We start from the raw sequence: 20,900 nt of genomic DNA, 5'->3' as shown, positions 1-20,900 counted from the left end.
CAGTTACATATAACGTACTTATGTACGAATAGTGTACTATTAATTAAAATAACTTTCAATACTAAATAGTAAAGGGTTACACTCCCTGACCTTTCATATATAGGAGGATGAACATTGGATAAGATTATTAGTCCGGCAGAAGCGGCGGCTCATATTAAAGACGAACATACTGTAGCCGTTGGAGGGTTTGGTTTAGTTGGATGTCCACTTACATTGGTTGAGGCACTGGCTGATCACCCTGTCTCAGGGCTGACCATTATAAGCAATAATGTAGGTGAACCAGGAGGAAAGGGCCTAGGAAAAATTTTATTACAAAATAAAATTCAAAAAGCAATAGGTTCCTATTTTACAAGTAACGTAGATGCCGTCCGTTATGTTAAGGACGGGAAGTTAGAAGTGGAGCTCGTCCCACAGGGAACACTCGGGGAGAGATTAAGGGCTGCAGGTGCCGGGATTGGTGCTTTTTACACAAAAACGTCAGCAGGAACTTTATTAGCAGAAAACAAAGAATCCCGCATCATTAATGATATTGAATATGTTCTGGAATATCCATTGTTTGCTGATGTAGCCCTTATTAAAGCAAAAAAAGCGGATATGCTAGGAAACCTAGTGTATTCAAAGACAGCGAGAAACTTCAATCCAGATATGGCGGCGGCGGCAAAAATCACAATCGTTGAAGTAGAGGAGATTGTTGATGCAGGCGAACTTGATCCTGAACAAATCATAACCCCCCATTTGTATATTGATTTCATTGTAGAAAGGAAGGGATAACTGTTGAAGGAGACACAACAGGCAAAAGAATTCATTGCCAAAAGAGCAGCTAAAGAAATCAAAGAAGGAACGATTGTCAATTTAGGGATTGGAATCCCCACTTTGGTAGCTGATTTCATCCCCAATGATAAAGAAATTTTTCTTCATACAGAGAATGGTTTGCTTGGTGTCGGTCCTACTCCTCTTAAAGAAGAAGTAGATTCTGAGATTATAAATGCCGGCAAACTTCCAGTTACTGCAAAAATAGGTTCATCTTACTTTTCCTCTTCAGAATCCTTTGGCATGATTCGCGGAGGACACGTTGATACAGTCGTTCTAGGCGCACTGCAAATCAGCGAAAATGGAGACTTGGCCAATTGGGCAGTGCCAGGAAAGGATGTATTAGGAGTAGGTGGCGCAATGGATTTAGTCGTTGGAGCAAAGGAAGTAATTATTACTACTCAGCATTGCTCCAACGATGGTAAGCCCAAAATCGTGAAACGCTGTGATTTTCCATTGACAGCCAAAAATGTCGTCAGCACCATCATTTCCGAATACGCCGTCTTTCGTTTTTTCGAAAAGGAAATGGTTTTAGTAGAAATGGCAGAAGACTGGACAGTTGAACAATTAAAGAAAATCACACCTGCACAATTTTCAGTATCGCCAACATTAGAGGTATATCAAGTAGATTAATCAAATAAAGTGAGGAGGTTCTAATGATGACAAATGAATACGTCATTGTGAGCGCAAATCGAACAGCAATAGGCCGATTTGGTGGACAATTAAAAAAGATCTCTTCTGGCGATTTAGCAGCATCTGTGATAAAAGATGCCCTCGAAAGGACTGGATTGGATCCGGAACAAATAAATGAAGTGATATTCGGTGAGGTAAGACAGTCTACAGAATCTTCTAATCTAGCACGGGTTGCGGCGTTGAAGGCTGGCATCCCCCATCATGCTTCTGCCTATACCGTAAATCGACTTTGCGCATCAGGCATCCAAGCGGTTGTTTCAGGGGTACAGCATCTAGCTTTTAATCCCCATGAAATTGTCATTGCCGGTGGCGCAGAAAACATGAGCGGGGCACCTATGTACTTAAGAAACTCTAAGTTTGGGGAAGGAAATCCATATGTAGTAGATTCTAACCTTGAGAATGGTCAACAGCCTGTTGAAATGTATGGAAAAGATTTAGGAATGGGCGTTACAGCTGAAAATGTTTCAGAATTATATAATATTTCTAGAGAAGATCAAGATGCTTTTGCTTTAGAAAGTCAGCAAAGAGCTAAGTATGCATGGGAATCAGGGTATTTTGATTCACAAATCGTTCCGATCGAGGTTCTTACTAAAAAGGAAAGCTCTATATTTAACAAAGATGAACACATGCGAGACACGACATTAGAAAAGTTAGCCCAATTAAAGCCAGTCTTTAAGAAAGATGGAACAGTCACAGCTGGAAATGCTTGCGGACGTAACGATGGCGCGAGTGCTTTGGTATTAATGACAAAAGAGAAAGCGGTTTCATTAGGACTTAAACCTCTCGTGAAAATAAAAAATTGGGCGATAGCCGGTGTAGACCCTCATTATATGGGAATCGGTCCAATTCCAGCAATGGAAAGTTTATTGAAGAAAGCCGGTTTACAGATTCAGGATATTGGGTTGATTGAATTGAATGAAGCCTTTGCTTCTCAGTCCCTTGCTGTTATTCGGGAAACCAAAATGGATAAAGATAAGGTCAATGTTAATGGAGGAGCCATTGCATTAGGCCATCCATTAGGAGCCACCGGTGCAATTATAATCACGAAGCTGCTATATGAAATGAAAAGACGACAAGAACAATTTGGAATCGCTACACTCTGCGTCGGTGGTGGGCAAGGAATGGCCATTTTGCTGGAATCACTAGATACGTAAATGACGAAGAATGTTCTCACAAAATACAAGGAGGTTTTGCAGATGAAAACAGAGATGAATAAGCCGCAAGCAGCTCCGGTAACATTGAGTGATAAACTTAAAAAAGTAGGTCCGGGGATTGTTGTGGCAGCTACTGGTGTTGGAACCGCAGACTTGATTACTTCCATTGTTATTGGTACATCGTTTGGTATGACCTTTGTATGGGCCATTATTATCGGTGGAATTTTAAAATACTTTTTAAATGAAGGGGTTGGTCGCTGGTATTTAGCTACTGGAAAAACGATGCTCGATGGATGGCACTCCCTAGGAAAATGGGCAACGGGTTATTTTGGAGTCTATTCCGTAATATGGGGCTTTGTTTATGGGGCAGCGGCAGCCTCTACGTCAGCAATGGCGATGCACGCAATGTTTCCAATCATGCCGCTCTGGGCTTGGGCAATCATTCATTCTGTTGTAGGATTTTTATTAGTCTGGACAGGACGTTATCTTTTATTCGAAAGAGTCATGACCGTATTAATTGGTATTATGTTTATCACCATTATTGGTACAGCCTTTCTATTCTTACCTAGTATAGGAGATTTCGCATTAGGGTTTGTACCACGTGTACCTGATGGCTCCTTCCTGTTAATGCTAGGATTAATCGGTGGTGTCGGAGGAACCATTACGATGGCTTCTTACGGCTATTGGCTTAGTGAGAAAGGCTGGAGTGGCAAAGGGTGGATTGCAACCATGCGGACTGATGGCAAGGTAGCCTATACTCTTACGGCTATTTTCACCCTAGCTGGATTAATTATTGGAGCACAATTCCTTGCTGGTACAGGTGTAAGTATTCGAGATGATGAAGGTCTTATCACTCTAGCTGAAATGCTTGGTGCGGAGTTTGGAACTCCAATGAGATGGCTGTTTTTAATTGCCTTTTGGTCAGCGGCTTACTCTTCCCTTCTCGGTGTATGGAATGGAGTCCCTTACCTGTTTGCGGACTTTGTTAAAACCGTTCGTAAAAAGAAAAAAGAAGGAAAACAACCAGTTTCAGAAACAGAACCTGCTTATCGCGCCTATTTGGCCTGGCTTACATTCCCGCCAATGATATTGTTTTACTTCGGAAAACCTGTTGAGCTTATTATTATTTATGGTGCATTGGGAGCACTTTTTATGCCATTTTTAGCGGTTTCCTTACTGATACTGTTGAATTCAAAACAAGTAAATCTGGATTTCCGTAATAAATGGGTCCCTAACCTCGTGTTTATAGGCTGCTTAATTATGTTTAGTTATCTAGGTATTATAAAATTAATCGATATTTTTACGGGATAAGATGGTGCTGTCCAAAAGGGAATCAGGAAACACTATGTTTGCTCATAGATAGAAGATGATTCTATCCATTAAAGCTATGGTTCCTGACTCCTTGACTTAGGACAGCTCGTTTTTGTTTTTATTAATAATATCAGAACGACTATTTTGGTTCCTTTTGATTCGTTCCCCTCATATTAACATGTGCATACATTTGAAATCTCGTGCGTTTCCTTTTCATTTTCGTGCATAAAATTTGATTCTTGTGAATTTCTTTAAAATTTTCGAGCATAAAATCAAAAAGTTGAGCATTACCACATTCAAGACATAGAAAATGATGATTCTCCCTAGCCATGGAGTGAAAATTAGTACTGATTAGGGAAAAACAAAGAATGAATGATAGATTTATCAAAAGTTAGCTAAAGACAACAAATTGTGTGGTGTAGTATAAAGTTAGGCTGTCCGCAAACGGCAAAATCCATAAAAAAATAGATGCGTTAATTTATCAAAATGATCCATCAGATAGTCTCGTATTTCTAGCGCCATTCATTTTGGATCCATACAGATCACTGGCAGCAAAATATGAGATGGATACTCTTCTTGATGAAAAATGGTTTGCCTTGCATTCTTTTTTTCTTTGCTATTTACCATCGTTTTTCCTGTATTTAAGTTGGTATCATAACGAGGAAAATTACTCGATGAAATTTCAACTCTAATACAATGCCCAGGAAGAAATACATTGCTAGTGGCCCAAAGGTCGATTTCATATTCGATTATTTCATCTTTTATGCTGCTTTCCTGCTTGTAGCCGTCCCGATATTTTGCACGAACGATACCGTCTGTTAAATTGTATGCTTTCCCATCTGGCATGACATCGATTAGTTTAGCTGTGAAGTCTGTATCCGTTGCATCTGTTTTCGCCCAAAGCTTGACCTTGATGGGACCGGTTACTTCAAGTGGTTTCGTTAATGGTTCAGAGGTGTAGACTAATACATCCTCTCTTGTTTCGATATCACGCTGATCACGAGGTCCCATTGTATTAACACCAGCAAATAAAGTGCCGCCCCCATTTGTAAGAACTGGATTAGATGGGTCATAAACATATGAATCGTATGGTTCCATATCAGGATTTTCCACACTTAAACACCCATTGCCGAAACCTGTATTTGCACTGCCCTCACTATGAAAGTAAAAAGGTGTGTAGGTTGTTCGCGCCAACGGCCACTCATATTCATCTCGCCACTCATTGATCCCCATAACAAATAATTTAATAGGAGCCTCTTGCGAATTCGAAGAGCTCTTCTCTTTTATAAACTTATCAAACCAACGGATATGAAGACCCGTTAAATCTTCTTCGTAATCGATCCAGTCACCGGATGCATGAATACCGAAGGATCTCTCACCTAGTGTTGAACTGAATACACCATGCCCCCATGGACCAATGATTAACTTTTGTGAAGCTGAATCTGCCATTTCATTTAATTGTGTATAATTTCGAATAGTAGCTTGTAAAAAGTTATCATACCAGCCGGCAATATGATATGCAGGAACGTTTACGTGTTCATATTTGTTCAAGATACTCATTCGTTCCATATCCTTATCAGATAACTGACCATTGAGAAAGTCATAGAAAAACTCAGCCACTCCTAGCTTCTGAAGCGGAGGCCATTTTTCAATAGGCTTATAAAGGTACCATTCTTCAATGTTGTTATAATGCTCTGCCATTTCCATCATCATCGACGCATATTCTTCCGGGTCCTTATATTTTCGCTTTAATAGATCGGGTGCGATAGATTCAAGTGCCCACGTTTCAGATGAACCAACTAAAAACTTCCCTTGATATTCAACAGCGTCATTTTGCCAATTGCTCAAGGTCATCGCTGGAACAATGGCTTTAAGATGTGGTGGACGTTCTGTAGCTGCCAGCAATTGTGTAAACCCATAATAGGATAAACCAAACATGCCGACTTTCCCTGATGCGTAAGGTAATTGTGCCGCCCATTCAACGGTGTCATATCCGTCCTCTGCTTCATAGAAAAATGGATAAAACTCCCCTTCTGAGGCGAATCGTCCTCTGACATCCTGAATAATAACGATGTATCCATTTTGAACAAGGCGATTTGTATCAAGGTATCGATGAGAATACATTGGCAAATCTTTATTATAAGGCAAACGCGTTAACAACACGGGGAATTCCCCTTCTATATTTGGACGGTAAATATCTGCATATAGAACTGTACCGTCTCTCATTGGGCAAGGGACATTTTTCTCGAGTATAACTTGTTGAACCTCCTCCATAAATTCCACTCCCTTTTAATTAATTAGTATATCAATCGCTTTCTTCATCTTTCAGTTAGTTACTTATTTTTATAAGTCTACTCTTTTGATATATCGATCGGATTCGCTTTTTTACCGGTCGAAACTAATTATATCGGCCATTCGACAAATGATGACTCTTCCGTTTTCCTGAAATCCTATTCGTTTATTTTCATAATAGCTACGCTTCCGGTTCAGTTTTTCTCTATTAAAAATCCATCCTGGCAAAACACCCGGATGGATTTTTTATACATAAAGTCTACACCACAGGGTCTTCTTTTAAAGCACCCTTCTTTTTATTTTTCGCCGGGGACAATTTGTGCTCGAGCCATGCCATGACGACATCCGCAATGACTGCCATTAATGCAGTCGGTATCGCACCTGCTAAAATAATCGCTGTTCCATCTGTAGCATTGGTTCCACGAAGAATAATATCTCCTAATCCCCCAGCTCCGATAAAAGTACCGATGGTTGCAATTCCAATTGTAATGACAAGAGCGGTTCGCAGCCCTGCCATAATGACGGATAGGGCAAGGGGAAGTTCCACCATTCGAAGCACTTGAAATTTCGTCATTCCCATCGCTTTTCCAGAATCCAGTAATGCATGATCAACATTTCGAATTCCTGTATAGGTATTTTTGATAATCGGTAAAAGCGAATAAAGGAAGAGTGCAAACACAACCGTATTCGTTCCAAGACCCATAACTAGCATAAGGACAGCAAGCATTGCCAAGGCTGGAATCGTTTGAATGATGTTTGCAAGAGAGATCACCCATGGACTCAATTTGTGATAACGAGAGATTAATATTCCCACCGGTATCGCGACGATCGCCGCAAACAACACCCCATATGCGGACATTAAAAAGTGCCGATAGAACTGTTCCCAAACATAACTCCCATTTTGCGTATAATAATACAAAACGTCTTGGATCGTTTCCATTATTGACACCCCCCTATTGGTCTTCAAAGTAATGATTTTCTTCTAAAAATTCTTTCGCAATGACGGTAGGCTCTTTCATTTTTCCATCTGCTTGATAATTCATTTCCTGCATTTTTTCCGTATTAATGGTGCCTGCTAACTTTTGAAGAACTTCTCGGAGTTCGGGATGTTCTCTAAGAACTTCATTACGCGCCACCAATGATGTATCGTAAGGTGGGAAAAAGTGCTTATCATCCTCTAAAACTTTTAAGTCATATGCTTTAATACGACCATCCGTTGTATAGGCGAGCACCACATCCATTTTCCCGTTTGCTGCTGCTTGATAGACTAAACCGATTTGCATTGGAAAAGTTTTTCCGAATTCAAAGCCATACTCTCCGACAAACCCTTGATATCCGTCTCCTTTTCGTTTTAACCAAGCGTTATCTACTCCTAATTTCAAATCAGATGCAATTGACTCTAAGTCCGATACAGTCTCCAGGTTTTGTTTTTCAGCCAATTCCCTTGTTACAGTAAAGGCATATGAATTGGCAAAACCATAGGAATCGAACCAAGTTTGATCAAATCTTTCTTCAAACTCACGTTGGACAATTTCTAGGGCTTTTTCTGGATCTTTTACCGGTTCCATCCCTAATGCCCCAGCAAGATCTGTCCCTGTATAACGTGTTGCTGTAATATCGACATCATTGTTCATCATCGCTTTATGCTGAACAATGGATGAGCCTAAGTTATTCACCATTTCAACTTGTACATCTGTATAATGTTCAATCATTTGACGGACAATGTTGCCCATAATTTGTGATTCTGACGTACTTAACGTCCCAACTGCGATCGTATTCTTGGACGGCCCACTCAACCCTGGAAGAGCACAGCCGCTTATCAAAATAGACATTGTAACAGCCAAGATGACGAGTAAACGATTTACTTTTAACATGACAAATGTGCCTCCTTCCTATGCCGCTTCTTTGATCTTTCTCATTCCTTTAGGTGTTACCGATTTTTCAATTCGACCTAAAAGAAGATCGATTAATAAGGCTAAAATGGTAACCGGTACAGCACCGGCAATAATAAATTCGGCCTGATACAAGCTTAAACCGCCAAAAATGTAATCTCCTAGACCTCCTGCTCCAATATAGGAAGCGAGCGTTGCCCAGCCGATTAAATAGACAGTCGATAGGCGAATTCCGGCCATAATAACAGGGATCGCAAGCGGTACTTCCACATACCGGATCCGTTCCCATCCAGTCATACCCATCCCGCGCCCTGCTTCAAGTAAACTTCGTTTCACACCATTGACACCTGTGTACGTGTTTCTCAAGATGGGTAGGACTGAATAGAAAAATAACGCAATAATGGCAGGAATTTTTCCTACACCTAGAATAGGAATGAAAAAGGCTAAGATAGCAAAACTAGGAAACGTCTGAATCACACCTAGAATTCCCATAACAAAACCTGCTCCCTTTGGGAATCGCGTTAGAGCAATCCCGAGCGGTACCGCTACAATGATTCCTAATAATGCAGCAATGACTGAAATATATAAATGCTCCCATGTCTTTAGGACCATCTCACTTCCATACGTACTTAAAAATTGTAAAATTGTGTCCATCTCATCTCCCTCCTATTCATCCTTATTGTGAGATTTCCTCTTCGCCCCAAATAGAATCGTAGACAATATCAACAAGGCTTGCTCTTGTCACAATTCCGACAAGACGATGATCTCGGTCTACAACAGGGACATACTTCATCCCTTTTTTCAAAATTTTACGAATTGTATCTCTTACTAACGTATCTTTATTAACGGTCAGTTCAGTTTCAAGGACATCCCCTACAAGATTTGCCTTTTTCCGTTTCTGGTCAATGATTTGAATATCAATATACCCTTTAAGCACTTGCTGTTCATCGACAACGAGCAACGAATCCACCCGGTGATCCTTCATTAATTGGATCGCTTCAGATAATGTTCTTTCCGCTGTGATCGTAATCGGTTTTGGATTCATGATTTGCTCGACTGTTTGAATATTCGGTCTCGCTTGAACGAGACGATCTTTCCCAATAAATTCTTCGACAAAATCATCAGCAGGATTGCGTAAAATCTCATCTGGTGATCCGCATTGCACTAACTGACCATCACGCATAATCACAATTCGATCAGCAAGCTTCAGCGCTTCATCCATATCATGAGTGACAAACACTATCGTTTTGTCCAGTTTTTGCTGCAGCTTTTTAAACTCTTCTTGTAAAGAATCCCTTGTAATCGGGTCGAGGGCTCCAAAGGGTTCATCCATTAAAATCAATGACTGATCCGCTGCTAGTGCACGTAAAACTCCTATCCTCTGCTGCTGTCCTCCACTTAATTCATGTGGGTAACGATCAAGGTATTCTGGCGTCATGTCGACAAGGTCGAGAAGTTCTCTAGCCCGTGCACGACGTTTTTCCTCTGGCCATTTCAGCAATTTTAAAACAAGAGAAATGTTCTCCTGAATGGTCATATGAGGAAACAAACCAATTTGTTGGATCACATATCCGATTTCCCTTCTAAGCTGAACCGGATCCTTATCACGAATATTTTTTCCATTGATATAAATGGTTCCATCGGAAGGTTCGATTAATCGGTTAATCATTTTCATTGTCGTCGTTTTACCACAGCCACTTGGTCCGATAAAACAGATGAATTCTCCTTTTTCAAATTCTAATGACAAATCGTCAACCGCTTTTTTTCCTCCTTTATACACTTTCGAAACATGGTCAAATTTCAGCAAATGTAGCCACCTCCAAATTTTTCTTAACGATTAGCAAGTAAAAAATGCACGTTTTAATTAGCTGCAGTTTTAAGTATAGAATAAAGTTTGTAAAATAAAAAGTTTATAAACTTTACATATTGTACAATATTTACGTAAAATTTTTATTGTACAAAGTTTATAATGGTGTTTTCTTAAGTTTCCTCCTTCTTTTCTCCCTTTCCTGCTAAATCCTCATTTTCCGTTTCACTTCCAAATGTGGTACATTGACTTATGAAGCTGGCTAGTGGAAGGGTGATCCATATGGATGAAAAACCATTAATGAAAATCAAACAGGTTGAAGATCAATTTACAGAGAAGATTGCTGACAACATGCGCACATTTGGGGTCTCAACAACAGTCGGACGAGTACTCGGAATTATCTATATGAATAGAAAGCCTATGACCCTTGATGAATTGTCGGAAGCAACCGGGATGAGCAAGACACGTATGAGCCAGGTGATGCGCGAAATGCTTGATCTCAATATTGCGGAAAAGGTTTTCGAAAAAGGAGTCCGTAAAGACTTATATAATGTTGAACAGGACTATTACCAAACCTTTATTTCGTTGTTCACATCCAACTGGCAAAAAGTCATAAACAAAAACAAGTTGTTCGAGAAAAAGCTTTCTGGAGAATTATCAGAGGCACTTCAAAGTGGAGACATTGATGAGGAAACCGAACAGAAGATAAATGCTCTGCTAGAAGAAACGAAGGAATGGTTAAATTATTACCAATGGATAAGCAACCTAGTGGAATTCTTCGATAGCGGGGAAATATTCAAGCATGTTCCAAAGCCATAGATGAACAATCATATTCATGTATGAATGAAAGAAAAGAGTAAACGCCTTGTTCAGCCCGACAAGCATAAGCCGAGTCCTGAATGAAGGTGGCCTTTCCCTTCATTCAGGACTCGGCTTATGACCTCGAGGGGCTAGGCGCTGGAGCTGGATACGGATAAACCTTTATCCGTAAACACTCCATATTATTTTATATTTTCTATCTTTTAAAAAAAGAAAATGGAGAACAAAACCATTTTCTTTTTTTATTCATTTTTAAAGGCTCTTTTCGTAACTGTGTTGCTTTTGGTCAATTATAAACATCTTAAATATTCAATTTTAGTGAAACATTTATTGCTTTGACGAAAAGATGCCCCGAAACCTTAATACTTACGGGTTTCTATTCTTGTTCGAAAAGCAACAATCTATGCGAAAACAGTCTTTTTTATCAAGAAGGAGGAAATTCTATGAATAAAAACGTAATCGTGACCGCCGCTGTAACAGGTGCCGGGGAAACGACTAAAAAAAGTTCACATGTCCCAGTCACACCAGCAGAAATTGCTCAATCTGCTATTGAATCCGCAAAGGCCGGTGCAACCATTGCTCATATCCATGTACGTGACCCGAAAACGGGATCTCTCAGTCATGATCCAGCATTATTTAGAGAGGTTGTAGAAAGGGTCCGTGAATCGGAAACAGATGTCATCCTTAATCTAACGGCTGGTGGCGGTGGAGATTGGATTCCTAGCCAAGAAGATCCAACAACGGGTGGCCCTGGTACAGATATCCAAACACCAGAAGAACGCCATGAACCCATTGGAGACTTGTTACCTGAGATCTGTACGCTTGATTGCGGAAGTTTGAATTTCGGTGACCAACTTTACATCAGTCCAACTGATTGGCTGCGCAAACAAGCTCGCCTCATTCAGGAAAGCGGTGTGAAGCCCGAAATGGAATGCTTTGATACTGGCCATGTTCGCTTTGCTAAACAATTAATTGACGAAGGTCTCATTGATGGCGATCCAATGTTCCAATTTTGCCTTGGAATCCCTTGGGGAGCAGATGCCGACGCAGAAACCATGCTGTATATGCGCGATAAACTTCCTGATAATGCTCACTGGTCCGCATTTGGAATTGGAAGGATGCAAATGCCAATGGCTATTCAGTCGATGCTCCTTGGAGGAAACGTCCGTGTAGGCCTAGAGGACAACCTCTACTTAGATAAAGGTGTTTTTGCAACAAATGCACAATTAGTAGACAAAGTTGTCACAACCATGGGTGGCCTAGGGGCTAAGCCAATGACACCACAAGAAGCACGAAAACATCTAGGATTACGAAATCCATACGGAAAGGCTGATTAATATGGAATCAACTACGATTAAGCAAGTAACCGTTGTCGGAACAGGCGTTATTGGAAACGGGTGGATTTCTCGTTTCCTATCCCAAGGCTATGATGTAATCGCAACGGATCCTGCAGAAAATGCAGAAAAACGTATGCGTGCTAGTATTGACCAAGCATGGCCAGCACTTGAAAAACAAGGATTAGCTAAAGGGGCATCTAAGGACAAGCTCAAGTTCGAACCAAATCTTGAAAAGGCGGTTGCAGACGCTGACCTTATTCAAGAAAATGTACCTGAACGCGAGGAATTAAAGAGAAAGGTACTAGCTGAAATCGACCGTTTCGCTAAACCAGATGCGATCATTGCATCTAGTACATCAGGACTCAAGCCAAGTACCTTACAGGCAGATTGTTCAAAGCCAGGACGGGTTATTGTCGCCCATCCATTCAATCCCGTTTACTTAATTCCACTCGTAGAATTAGTGGGCGGGAAGGATACTGCTTCTGAAACGATAAAAAAAGCAGAGGAATTCTATCAATCTCTCAATATGAAGCCACTGGTGATCTCAACTGAAATCGAAGGACATGTTGCCGACCGCCTGATGGAAGCCATTTGGCGCGAGGCCCTTCATCTTGTCAATGACGGAGTCGCAACAACGGAAGAAGTAGACGCAGCCATCATTTATGGTCCTGGATTACGTTGGGCACTTATGGGGCCATTCTTAACCCTACATCTCGCAGGCGGTGAACAGGGCATGAAACATATGCTTGAGCAATTCGGACCAGCCCTAAAGCTCCCTTGGACAAAATTAGTCGCGCCTGAACTTACAGAGGAGCTTACTGATCGAGTTGTTGAAGGTTGCGAAGCTCAAACCACTGGTCATACAATTGCTCAACTCGAAGAACGCCGGGACGAATTCTTGATCGAACTTATGCAATTGCTTGAAAAATATTGGCCTGGAGCGAACTTGAACGGAAAAATTTAAATAGAGAGGCTGTTCCAAAAACAAGGTGAGGAAACATATCTTATGCTATTCAAGATAGATACGAACATAGTGGTGGTTTCGGACCCTTTATTGGGATAGCTCATCTTCATTTTATCTTAGAGCTACTTAAGAATAAATTAAACAAGTAAAGGAGGAAACATAATGTCCCGTATTGAAAACCCGCTTTTGTCAGAAACCGTCCGCAGTGAATGGATCGACTACAATGGGCATATGACCGATTCCGCCTATGCCACAGTGTTCAGCCTCGCCGTCGACCAATTGATGGTAGAGTTAGGAATTGACGCTGATTTCCGTAATCATTATCAATATTCGATTTACACATTGGAAACCCATTTATGTTATTTAGACGAGGCTCATGAAGGACAGGACCTTCGTGTCACCGTCCAGTTATTGGACTATGACACAAAGCGATTGCATGTATTCTTTGTAATGGAGAATGGTCATGGCGATATTCTTGCAACAAGTGAGCAAATGCTGATGGGAATGGACATGAACGAAGGACGTCCTGCTCCCTTCCCACTGGAAATCCAATCACAAGTTGAAGCTCTTGGAAATGCTCATGAAAATCTTCCAAGACCGGAAAAAGCCGGACGAAAAATTGGAATTCGGAGAAAATAAGAGATGGCCTGCCCTATTGCTAATAGGGCAGGCCATTTTTTCTTTTATTCTTTTACTCTAGACTTTCATTTGTTGTGTCTATTAATCAAGTAGTTATCTTTAATCCAATGACTCCTAATAAAATAAGGGATAATGATACATACTGATATGGGTTCAGTTTTTCTTTAAACCAAAACCTTCCCACCATGATGATTCCAAAACTTCCTATCCCCGTCCATACTGCATAAGCAACGCCTGCTGGTAAAACAATCATAGCTCTAGAGAGGCAGTAGAACGAAAAAGCAAAACCGGCGACCATCACAATGATTGGCGACTTTTTCTTTAGACCGTCAACATACTTCATCGCAATCGTAGCCACTACTTCCTCTATACCAGCAAGAATTAATAAGAACCATACCATTAGTCATCACTCCTAACTGCCGCTTGCTCACTTTTAGTAAAAACTTTTACTCCTACTACACCAGTTACTAATACAAGTAATGATAATAACTGAGGAATTGTATAGGGTTCTCCTAGAATGACACCGACAATATAGGTACCAATCGTACCAATTCCAACAAAAACAGTAAAAGCAATCGCTACCGGAATCGTTTTATACGCACGGATTAATAGAATGAAACTGATTCCTATTAATAGGATGGTCATGATCCAATCAAAATAGGAATCTGCATACTTTAGATACGATGCCCACACTATTTCCAATAGACCCGCAATAAAAACAAAAAGCCAATTCATGGTTTCTCCTCTCCTAATTATGAATGAATGTCAGTCATTTTCCGAATATAAAAAATATGGAATATTGATAACCTTCAACATTCCATTTAAGCGTTGCATAAAGATCTCTTGATAAATGTAAATATTTCCTTTTTATGCATCCCAACTGAATCTTCGTGTTCGCTTGTCATGTAGTATCGCTCTGCTGTATTTTCAATCATGTTAATGATGAACTGTGCAGTTAAATTGATATTAATCTGTTCTTGAATTTCACCCTTACTAATGGCTTTTTCAATGGTGCTCTCCATCCAGTGATAGTAAGGTTCATAAATGGCTTCCCACTTTTCCATTGAATGTTCTATAGCTAATCCAGAATAACAAAGAGTAATGACCTCTTTATGTTCTTCTGTAATCGTAAAGGTTTCTTCAATTAAATTATCTAAAAAGTACCAAAAGCTTTCCCCTTCAGTATCCTTACTTTTAATTCGTTCAAGAGTAATAGAAAGAAGTCTGCTTGCAATTGCAGGTATTAAAGAACTCTTAGTCTTAAAATAAAGATAGAATGTTCCTTGGGCAATTCCGGCTCTTTTTACAATTTCTGATATTGAAGTCTTCTCAAAGCCTTTTTCAGAGATGACCTCCATGGCAGCGTCGATGATCTTATCATGTTTACTCAATTAGAATCATACCTCACTTAAATGACTGATTGTCATTCATTATAGCTTGAACGTTAATAAAATTCAAGTTGTAGGGAAAATTTCGATTAGGTTATCATTATATATTTACCAACTAAAGTAGTTTTTAACGAGATATAAAGTAATTTAACCTTCATAAAGTACTATAATCGGTTTCTAATTTTTAATTTTGGATTTTGCACTTAACTTAAATGTGGTAATGCACAACTTTTTGATTTTGTGCACGAGAATCAAATTTTATGCACCAAACTCTAAAGGAAGTGCATGAGATTTTAAATTTATGCACTTCTTAATAATGTACGGGAACAAAACAAAAAGGAACTTAAACTTTATCATTAGGATATTAAGAACAAAAACCAAGGAGTCAGGAACCATAACATCAATAAGGAGAAGTAAATCTTCTATCTATTGAGTGGCTCCAGATCCCTTTTGGACAGCCTATTATCAAATAAATTTGATTACTACTGGATTAACCCATCCTTCATTGTGATGATCTGATCCGCATAGGAAAGCATCTCTTCATCATGGGTGACCATAAGTGTTGTGGTATTCAGGGTTTTCGTTAAATCTCTAATTAAGGTCATGACTTCCTTTGATCTCCTTGAGTCTAAACTCGCCGTTGGCTCATCTGCAAATAGCATCTTCGGTTTGTGTATTAATGCTCTAGCGATCGCAACTCTCTGCTTCTCTCCTCCTGATAATGACGATGGATAAGCGTCCTTTCGATGGTTCATGTCCACTAATTCTAATAATCTTTCTACCTCTCTTTTTTGATCTTGTTTTTTAAGCTTTGATTCTGCCACTTCTTGCATCACCTTTAGTTGTTCTTGAACCGTGAGAAAAGGGACAAGATGGGACGATTGAAAAATAAAACCGAACTGCTTGGCTCTCACCTTTCGAATATCCTCCTGTTTCATTTCACTTAAGTTTTCTCCTTGGAAAACCACTTGTCCCTCTGAAGCACGCTGAAGTCCTGCAGCGATCGTTAGAATCGTACTTTTACCAGAGCCAGATGCACCTATTAATGCCGTGATTTCACCTTCATTCAGCGTAAGGTTAATTCCTTTTAGAACCTGCTCTTTTACTTCTCCATTTTTAAATGTTTTTTTAACAGAATCTATTTGAAATAATGTCATATTAAACCTCTCCTTGTTGAATCGCTTGTAATGGCTCCACTTTCTTGATTTGCAGGCCAGAAAGTGTTGCTCCCACAAATCCAATGACGATAAAGATAATAGACAATTGAATACTTGTTTGCGCCGTTAAATCAAATGGCAATCCTTCAGGGGCGATGACCCCAAAACCTTGACTTAATGTGACTGATAATCCAAGAGCGACCAGTGTAATGAAAATCATCTGATACCACATCATTTGGAATAAGGAAATGGTTTTAAAACCTATAGCTTTCAATATTCCATACAATCCGATTTTTTGGACATTCATCATATAAAAGAAGATTGCAAATAACATTCCGCTAATGACAACTAAAAACCATGTAATCATATTTAAGGATAATTGTTCAGCACTATAACTTGGAATCGTGTTTAAAAACTCATCTTTAGTAAATGACTGTAATCCTGAATAGGAAGGCGCATCCCCTTCACCAGGGATAAATAGTAATTGCTTTTCTTTCACTCTATAAATCTCTTCGTAATTTTCTGTATGGATATAGGCTACAGGGGCGTGACTGAATTTTTTCTGATCGACAAAGCCTATTACCTCAAATTCACCGCTAAATTGATTGTTCTTTAGCTTATCTCCCACTTTGATTCCTTCATTTTTTAATGAAGAATCTAAAATGACTTCACCCTTTCCAACCTCTTCAAACATTTTCGACTCGGTTGCTGTCACAAATGCCACACTATGTTGTTTATCTTCCTTATCATTAACAAAACCCATTTGAATTGAAAAAGCTGCTGACTCTGGATCATTCTTTAAAATTTTGGTCTCAAGTTCTTCATCAATCTTAGACGCATTATACGTTTCTTCTGCATCAGAATTCATATAAAAATGCCCTTCTGGTAGATCTTTAATGATCGCGGCATTATCTTGTGATAACCCGTTCGATAACCCTGAAATAATAAACGTTAAGAAACTAACCAAGAATATAATCGATCCTAAAATCATAAAACGAGCTTTATTTTTTTGGATTTCTTTCCATGCTATCTTCATATCTTTTCCTCCTTCACTTCCTCTTCTAGTATATAAGTGGAATATGAACGGATGATGAACGAGTGGTTACAAATTTAGATACAAAACATAAGGGAGTTCATTGATATTTATAAAAAAGAATCAGCATTGAGAATTCATTTCTCAATGCTGATTCTTTATCAACGGTTTTTACTTGAAAGTTTCAAAAAAGGAAAATCAATACAAATAACAGACTCATTCATTGAATAATTCAAATAGGTTTTCTCAAGTGAATATAACGGCATTTCACTTACATTTGATTGATTTTGGCCTTCCCGGCTTTATGACGGACCTTTTTGATGATTCACTATGATGTTTCAGCCTTTAGTTTTATAAAGGACATTTCTTCTTGGAATCAGTATTTTCAATTAATAACGAACCTCCCATTTCGGTCGTTTATTAGGAGAGAAAAAGCTTGCTCTTTGCTTTCTTACATTTAATCTTTTTTCACATACCAAGTTTGCTGCTTCTAACGTCGTGATATTTTCAGTTTCTGATTGCTTTAGAACCTCGAGAATTGAACGATAAATCGTTTTCGTTTTACTTAATACTCGGCTTTTGTTCGGTCCGTATAATTCATCCGCTACTTGGATGACGCCACCGCTATTGACAATATAATCAGGAGCATAAAGGATCCCTTTATCTTTTAAAATTTTAGCATGGTTCTCATGAAGAAGCTGGTTATTAGCGGCACCCGCAATTCCTTTTACTTTTAGTTGATCAATGGTTTGATCATTGATAATGCCCCCAATGGCACATGGGACAAACACATCGGCATCCACTCCATAAATCTCATCATTCTTGACTGCTTTTGCTTTTCCACCGGCTTTCTCTACCAATGCCTGGATTGCTTCTTCGGAAACATCTGTAACATATAAATCAGCTCCATGCTCAAGTAGATGTTCCGCTACTTTGTAACCAACTTTTCCTAGTCCTTGAATAGCAAATCTTTTTCCTGTTAAATTCTCATGTCCCCATAATGTATTGGCTACTGCCTGGATACTGTATAAAATTCCAAGTGCTGTAGGAATCGATGTTTCACCGCCTCCACCATATTCCTCTGGTAAGCCAGCAATACAATTTGTTTCTTTATGGGCATGGACGAAATCATCAAGAACGGTCCCCATGTCTGTTCCAGTATAGAATCTGCCCTTCAAGGAATCGATAAATTGTCCATAGGCACGGAATAATTCAGGAGTCTTATCCTTCATCGGGTCTCCAATAATGACTCCTTTCCCACCACCGAAGTCATTATCAGCTGCCGCATTTTTGTAGGTCATCCCTTTTGATAATCGTAGAGCGTCTTCCAAGGCATCCTCAAATGTGTGATACGGTCTCATTCGCGTCCCGCCTAATGCTGGTCCAAGGGTCGTATCATGAATCGCGATGATCGCTTTTAAGCCTGTTTCTGGATCATTACAGAATACGACTTGTTCATGGTCTTGGATTTTTGTAAACATGTCGAATGAACCTGTTGATTGGATGTTTGGATTTTCTGTTGGTAGTGTCAATGTCATTTTAATTTCCTCCTAGTATATGTATTATCCTTCCATTGTCTTTCTAGTTACTTCACTTCTGCTTTCCGTTGTTTCTATCTCTTGTTTCCCCTCTTCTTGCAATGGAGCCAAGCCAATTCCGGTATATCCATAGATAATGGCCACAACCGGCGTAATCATACTAATAAAGACATAAGGAACGTATTCCATGCCTATATTTAATGTGGACATGATAAAGGCCCCTGTTACTCCCCATGGGATCATCGGATGAATGATTGTTCCTGCATCCTCCAAGGTTCTAGATAAATTTTTAGGATGAAGCCTTACCTTTTTAAAAGCTGATTCAAATAACTGCCCAGGTAAAATAATGGATAGATACTGTTCCCCTACAGTTAAGTTAATCCCTAGACAGGAACAAACGGTTGATGTGATCACATTCCCTCTGCTTTTCAACATTTTTTGAATGCCCTCAATAATCGAATGGGCAATTCCTATTTGTTGGATGATCCCCCCAAAGGCAAGCGAGATGATAATAAGTGAAACTCCAAATAACATACTGCTCAGCCCGCCAAGTGAGAGCAATTGATCGATTGCTTCTACCCCTGTTTCGGCAACAAAGCCATTATGAGCTGTTTCCATAATCGTCCCAATTGCTACATTTGGAACCGTATAGAAAGTGGTTAAAATCGCCACGATTAAACCAATGACAAGAGATGGAATAGGATTCATACGTTTTACAGCAAGAATAATGATTAACAATGGAGACATCAGTGTGATGGGTGTAATCATAAATTCATCACTTAGAACATTAATAATCGTTTCAATCTGGTTATTATCTTCATTGCCTCTATCGAGAAAAAAGCCGATGGCGGTAAAGGCAGCTAATGTAATGATAAAACTCGGAATCGTTGTCCATAACATATGTTTAATATGTTCATAGATATTAACTTTTGCTGTAGCCGATGCAAGGTTCGTAGTATCTGAGAGTGGCGAAATCTTATCCCCAAAGATTGCTCCAGAAACAATTGCACCTGCTGTCATGGCTGGCGAGATGTCCAAACCATAGGCAACACCCATTAAGGAAACACCGATCGTCCCAATCGAACTCCAAGAGCTTCCACAAACCACCGAGACAATTGAACAGATTAGAACGGTTGACATTAAGAAGAGGTCAGGGGATAAGGTATGTAAGCCGTAATACGTAATCGTCGGGACGGTCCCATTTAAAACCCAAACCCCTATTAACATTCCTATTAAACAGAGAATGAGGATCGACGGAATTCCATAAAATATCCCTTTTGCCATAGCACTTTCTAACTCTTTCCATTTATAACCTAATGTCAGGCCATAGCAGGCAACGAAAATCGCTGCCACGACAATCGGAATCTGAGGTGCGACACCATAATGAAGAATGCTTATCCCTAACAAAGTAATTACGAATAGTACAACGATGATTGAGGCTAAAAATGAAGGTTTTTTCATCTATCTTCTCCTTTATCTTCTTTATGAGGTTTGGCATCTTAAAGGCTTCAATGGCTCACAGACAGAAAGCGTTTTCAATCAATCTTTTAAAAAACATGGTGTTCATTCCTTCATGAATGTAAGATTAGTAGAATCCTATTTCGAGTCTTCTTGTGTTTGGAGGATGCACATTTTTTACTATTTCTATAATTGAAAACGTTTTAAATTTTCTAATAATGTTGTTATTATAATTCGAAAAATATTTTCGTGCAAAAACTCCCATTAAAGTCAAAAAACACTAAAGCGTTACTAGGTTAAAGCGTTCCTGCTTTGGTGTATGCATTTGCATTGACGGATTTTTCTGAATATAATTAGCTCCAAAATTTGCTTAAGGAGGAATTGATGTTGAGTTATCTAGTAAAATTTTGCACTTCAAATTACATGAATGGATCGTTAGAAATTAAGGAAATGGCAGAGAAAAACCCTACTATTACAATTGAAGAAGATTACTGTCTAGGTAACTGCGGACAATGCATGACAAAGAGTTTTACCGTCATAAACAAAAAACCTGTCATAATCGAAAGATATGAGGAACTTTTAGAAAAACTAGAAATAAAATAGGAAAT

At 39.3% G+C, this 20,900-nt stretch carries 21 protein-coding genes; 9 read left to right on the top strand and 12 right to left on the bottom strand.

The window, feature by feature from the left end; genetic code table 11:
- The first annotated feature begins 114 nt into the window (after positions 1-114).
- Genes JOC86_RS12860 through JOC86_RS12845 form a run of 4 tightly spaced genes read left to right on the top strand, consistent with a single transcriptional unit; the run spans position 115 to position 3,968 of the window.
- Positions 115-771 (top strand): CoA transferase subunit A, encoded by a 657-nt coding sequence (locus JOC86_RS12860; protein WP_205173167.1) that lies wholly within the window; start codon positions 115-117, stop codon positions 769-771.
- A 3-nt stretch (positions 772-774) separates the two neighbouring features.
- Entirely contained in the window at positions 775-1,443 is a 669-nt protein-coding gene (locus JOC86_RS12855; protein WP_338021747.1) for a 3-oxoacid CoA-transferase subunit B, read from the top strand.
- Positions 1,444-1,469: 26 nt separating this feature from the next.
- Positions 1,470-2,657 (top strand): thiolase family protein, encoded by a 1,188-nt coding sequence (locus tag JOC86_RS12850; protein WP_205173166.1) that lies wholly within the window; start codon positions 1,470-1,472, stop codon positions 2,655-2,657.
- Positions 2,658-2,699: 42 nt separating this feature from the next.
- The gene (locus tag JOC86_RS12845; RefSeq protein WP_205173165.1) at positions 2,700-3,968 is read left to right on the top strand and encodes an Nramp family divalent metal transporter; all 1,269 of its coding nucleotides are present in this window, start codon (positions 2,700-2,702) and stop codon (positions 3,966-3,968) included.
- Between the two features lie 522 nt (positions 3,969-4,490).
- Here JOC86_RS12845 and JOC86_RS12840 read toward each other — a convergent pair.
- The 5 genes from JOC86_RS12840 to JOC86_RS12820 form a co-directional block, all read right to left on the bottom strand.
- Complete coding sequence (locus JOC86_RS12840) at positions 4,491-6,242, bottom strand: CocE/NonD family hydrolase (RefSeq protein ID WP_205173164.1); 1,752 nt, start codon at positions 6,240-6,242, stop codon at positions 4,491-4,493.
- Between the two features lie 277 nt (positions 6,243-6,519).
- Positions 6,520-7,200: an ABC transporter permease gene (locus JOC86_RS12835; RefSeq protein WP_205173163.1), complete on the bottom strand. Its 681-nt coding sequence runs from the start codon at positions 7,198-7,200 to the stop codon at positions 6,520-6,522.
- A gap of 13 nt (positions 7,201-7,213) precedes the next feature.
- Positions 7,214-8,134 carry an osmoprotectant ABC transporter substrate-binding protein gene (locus JOC86_RS12830; protein WP_205173161.1) on the bottom strand — a complete coding sequence of 307 codons (921 nt, stop codon included), beginning with the start codon at positions 8,132-8,134 and terminating at the stop codon, positions 7,214-7,216.
- A gap of 18 nt (positions 8,135-8,152) precedes the next feature.
- Positions 8,153-8,806 carry an ABC transporter permease gene (locus JOC86_RS12825; RefSeq protein WP_205173159.1) on the bottom strand — a complete coding sequence of 218 codons (654 nt, stop codon included), beginning with the start codon at positions 8,804-8,806 and terminating at the stop codon, positions 8,153-8,155.
- Positions 8,807-8,828: 22 nt separating this feature from the next.
- Positions 8,829-9,959: a betaine/proline/choline family ABC transporter ATP-binding protein gene (locus tag JOC86_RS12820; protein WP_205173157.1), complete on the bottom strand. Its 1,131-nt coding sequence runs from the start codon at positions 9,957-9,959 to the stop codon at positions 8,829-8,831.
- Positions 9,960-10,241: 282 nt separating this feature from the next.
- Here JOC86_RS12820 and JOC86_RS12815 point away from each other — a divergent pair, with 282 nt between their 5' ends.
- The 4 genes from JOC86_RS12815 to JOC86_RS12800 all read left to right on the top strand — a co-directional run bounded on the left by JOC86_RS12815 (position 10,242) and on the right by JOC86_RS12800 (position 13,718).
- Entirely contained in the window at positions 10,242-10,778 is a 537-nt protein-coding gene (locus JOC86_RS12815) for a GbsR/MarR family transcriptional regulator (protein WP_205173155.1), read from the top strand.
- A 443-nt stretch (positions 10,779-11,221) separates the two neighbouring features.
- Positions 11,222-12,115 (top strand): beta-keto acid cleavage family enzyme, encoded by an 894-nt coding sequence (locus JOC86_RS12810; RefSeq protein WP_205173153.1) that lies wholly within the window; start codon positions 11,222-11,224, stop codon positions 12,113-12,115.
- 1 nt (position 12,116) lies between these two features.
- Complete coding sequence (locus tag JOC86_RS12805) at positions 12,117-13,079, top strand: L-carnitine dehydrogenase (protein WP_205173151.1); 963 nt, start codon at positions 12,117-12,119, stop codon at positions 13,077-13,079.
- A gap of 162 nt (positions 13,080-13,241) precedes the next feature.
- The gene (locus JOC86_RS12800; RefSeq protein WP_205173149.1) at positions 13,242-13,718 is read left to right on the top strand and encodes a thioesterase family protein; all 477 of its coding nucleotides are present in this window, start codon (positions 13,242-13,244) and stop codon (positions 13,716-13,718) included.
- 85 nt (positions 13,719-13,803) lie between these two features.
- Here JOC86_RS12800 and JOC86_RS12795 read toward each other — a convergent pair whose 3' ends face one another.
- The 7 genes from JOC86_RS12795 to nhaC all read right to left on the bottom strand — a co-directional run bounded on the left by JOC86_RS12795 (position 13,804) and on the right by nhaC (position 20,295).
- On the bottom strand, positions 13,804-14,118 hold the full coding sequence (locus JOC86_RS12795) for a DMT family transporter (RefSeq protein ID WP_205173147.1): 315 nt from the start codon (positions 14,116-14,118) through the stop codon (positions 13,804-13,806).
- Entirely contained in the window at positions 14,118-14,453 is a 336-nt protein-coding gene (locus tag JOC86_RS12790) for a DMT family transporter (RefSeq protein ID WP_205173145.1), read from the bottom strand. The genes JOC86_RS12795 and JOC86_RS12790 overlap by 1 nt, the downstream gene beginning before the upstream one ends.
- An 86-nt stretch (positions 14,454-14,539) precedes the next feature.
- Positions 14,540-15,109 carry a TetR/AcrR family transcriptional regulator gene (locus JOC86_RS12785; RefSeq protein WP_275583400.1) on the bottom strand — a complete coding sequence of 190 codons (570 nt, stop codon included), beginning with the start codon at positions 15,107-15,109 and terminating at the stop codon, positions 14,540-14,542.
- 479 nt (positions 15,110-15,588) lie between these two features.
- Positions 15,589-16,263, bottom strand: coding sequence for an ABC transporter ATP-binding protein (locus JOC86_RS12780; protein WP_205173143.1), 675 nt, complete (start codon positions 16,261-16,263; stop codon positions 15,589-15,591).
- Position 16,264: 1 nt separating this feature from the next.
- Positions 16,265-17,299 (bottom strand): ABC transporter permease, encoded by a 1,035-nt coding sequence (locus tag JOC86_RS12775; protein WP_205173141.1) that lies wholly within the window; start codon positions 17,297-17,299, stop codon positions 16,265-16,267.
- A gap of 386 nt (positions 17,300-17,685) precedes the next feature.
- Complete coding sequence (locus JOC86_RS12770) at positions 17,686-18,834, bottom strand: Leu/Phe/Val dehydrogenase (RefSeq protein WP_205173139.1); 1,149 nt, start codon at positions 18,832-18,834, stop codon at positions 17,686-17,688.
- Positions 18,835-18,858: 24 nt separating this feature from the next.
- Positions 18,859-20,295 carry a Na+/H+ antiporter NhaC gene (gene nhaC, locus JOC86_RS12765; protein WP_205173137.1) on the bottom strand — a complete coding sequence of 479 codons (1,437 nt, stop codon included), beginning with the start codon at positions 20,293-20,295 and terminating at the stop codon, positions 18,859-18,861.
- A gap of 384 nt (positions 20,296-20,679) precedes the next feature.
- Here nhaC and JOC86_RS12760 point away from each other — a divergent pair, with 384 nt between their 5' ends.
- Positions 20,680-20,895: a DUF1450 domain-containing protein gene (locus JOC86_RS12760; RefSeq protein ID WP_205173135.1), complete on the top strand. Its 216-nt coding sequence runs from the start codon at positions 20,680-20,682 to the stop codon at positions 20,893-20,895.
- Positions 20,896-20,900: the final 5 nt, after the last annotated feature.

This window comes from Rossellomorea pakistanensis, from assembly GCF_016908495.1.
Classification (GTDB): domain Bacteria; phylum Bacillota; class Bacilli; order Bacillales; family Bacillaceae_B; genus Rossellomorea; species Rossellomorea pakistanensis.
The sequence above is the reverse complement of the archived record's forward strand: the minus strand, read 5'-3'. Positions and strand labels throughout refer to the sequence as shown.

What these genes read in the sequence shown, in the direction of transcription:
- JOC86_RS12795 (WP_205173147.1), bottom strand. Translation starts at nt 14,118, where the DNA reads ATGGTATGGTTCTTATTAATTCTTGCTGGTATAGAGGAAGTAGTGGCT.
- JOC86_RS12770 (WP_205173139.1), bottom strand. Translation starts at nt 18,834, where the DNA reads ATGACATTGACACTACCAACAGAAAATCCAAACATCCAATCAACAGGT.
- JOC86_RS12780 (WP_205173143.1), bottom strand. Translation starts at nt 16,263, where the DNA reads ATGACATTATTTCAAATAGATTCTGTTAAAAAAACATTTAAAAATGGA.
- JOC86_RS12775 (WP_205173141.1), bottom strand. Translation starts at nt 17,299, where the DNA reads ATGAAGATAGCATGGAAAGAAATCCAAAAAAATAAAGCTCGTTTTATG.
- JOC86_RS12810 (WP_205173153.1), top strand. Translation starts at nt 11,222, where the DNA reads ATGAATAAAAACGTAATCGTGACCGCCGCTGTAACAGGTGCCGGGGAA.
- JOC86_RS12850 (WP_205173166.1), top strand. Translation starts at nt 1,470, where the DNA reads ATGACAAATGAATACGTCATTGTGAGCGCAAATCGAACAGCAATAGGC.
- nhaC (WP_205173137.1), bottom strand. Translation starts at nt 20,295, where the DNA reads ATGAAAAAACCTTCATTTTTAGCCTCAATCATCGTTGTACTATTCGTA.
- JOC86_RS12800 (WP_205173149.1), top strand. Translation starts at nt 13,242, where the DNA reads ATGTCCCGTATTGAAAACCCGCTTTTGTCAGAAACCGTCCGCAGTGAA.
- JOC86_RS12835 (WP_205173163.1), bottom strand. Translation starts at nt 7,200, where the DNA reads ATGGAAACGATCCAAGACGTTTTGTATTATTATACGCAAAATGGGAGT.
- JOC86_RS12825 (WP_205173159.1), bottom strand. Translation starts at nt 8,806, where the DNA reads ATGGACACAATTTTACAATTTTTAAGTACGTATGGAAGTGAGATGGTC.
- JOC86_RS12815 (WP_205173155.1), top strand. Translation starts at nt 10,242, where the DNA reads ATGGATGAAAAACCATTAATGAAAATCAAACAGGTTGAAGATCAATTT.
- JOC86_RS12830 (WP_205173161.1), bottom strand. Translation starts at nt 8,134, where the DNA reads ATGTTAAAAGTAAATCGTTTACTCGTCATCTTGGCTGTTACAATGTCT.
- JOC86_RS12790 (WP_205173145.1), bottom strand. Translation starts at nt 14,453, where the DNA reads ATGAATTGGCTTTTTGTTTTTATTGCGGGTCTATTGGAAATAGTGTGG.
- JOC86_RS12845 (WP_205173165.1), top strand. Translation starts at nt 2,700, where the DNA reads ATGAAAACAGAGATGAATAAGCCGCAAGCAGCTCCGGTAACATTGAGT.
- JOC86_RS12840 (WP_205173164.1), bottom strand. Translation starts at nt 6,242, where the DNA reads ATGGAGGAGGTTCAACAAGTTATACTCGAGAAAAATGTCCCTTGCCCA.
- JOC86_RS12805 (WP_205173151.1), top strand. Translation starts at nt 12,117, where the DNA reads ATGGAATCAACTACGATTAAGCAAGTAACCGTTGTCGGAACAGGCGTT.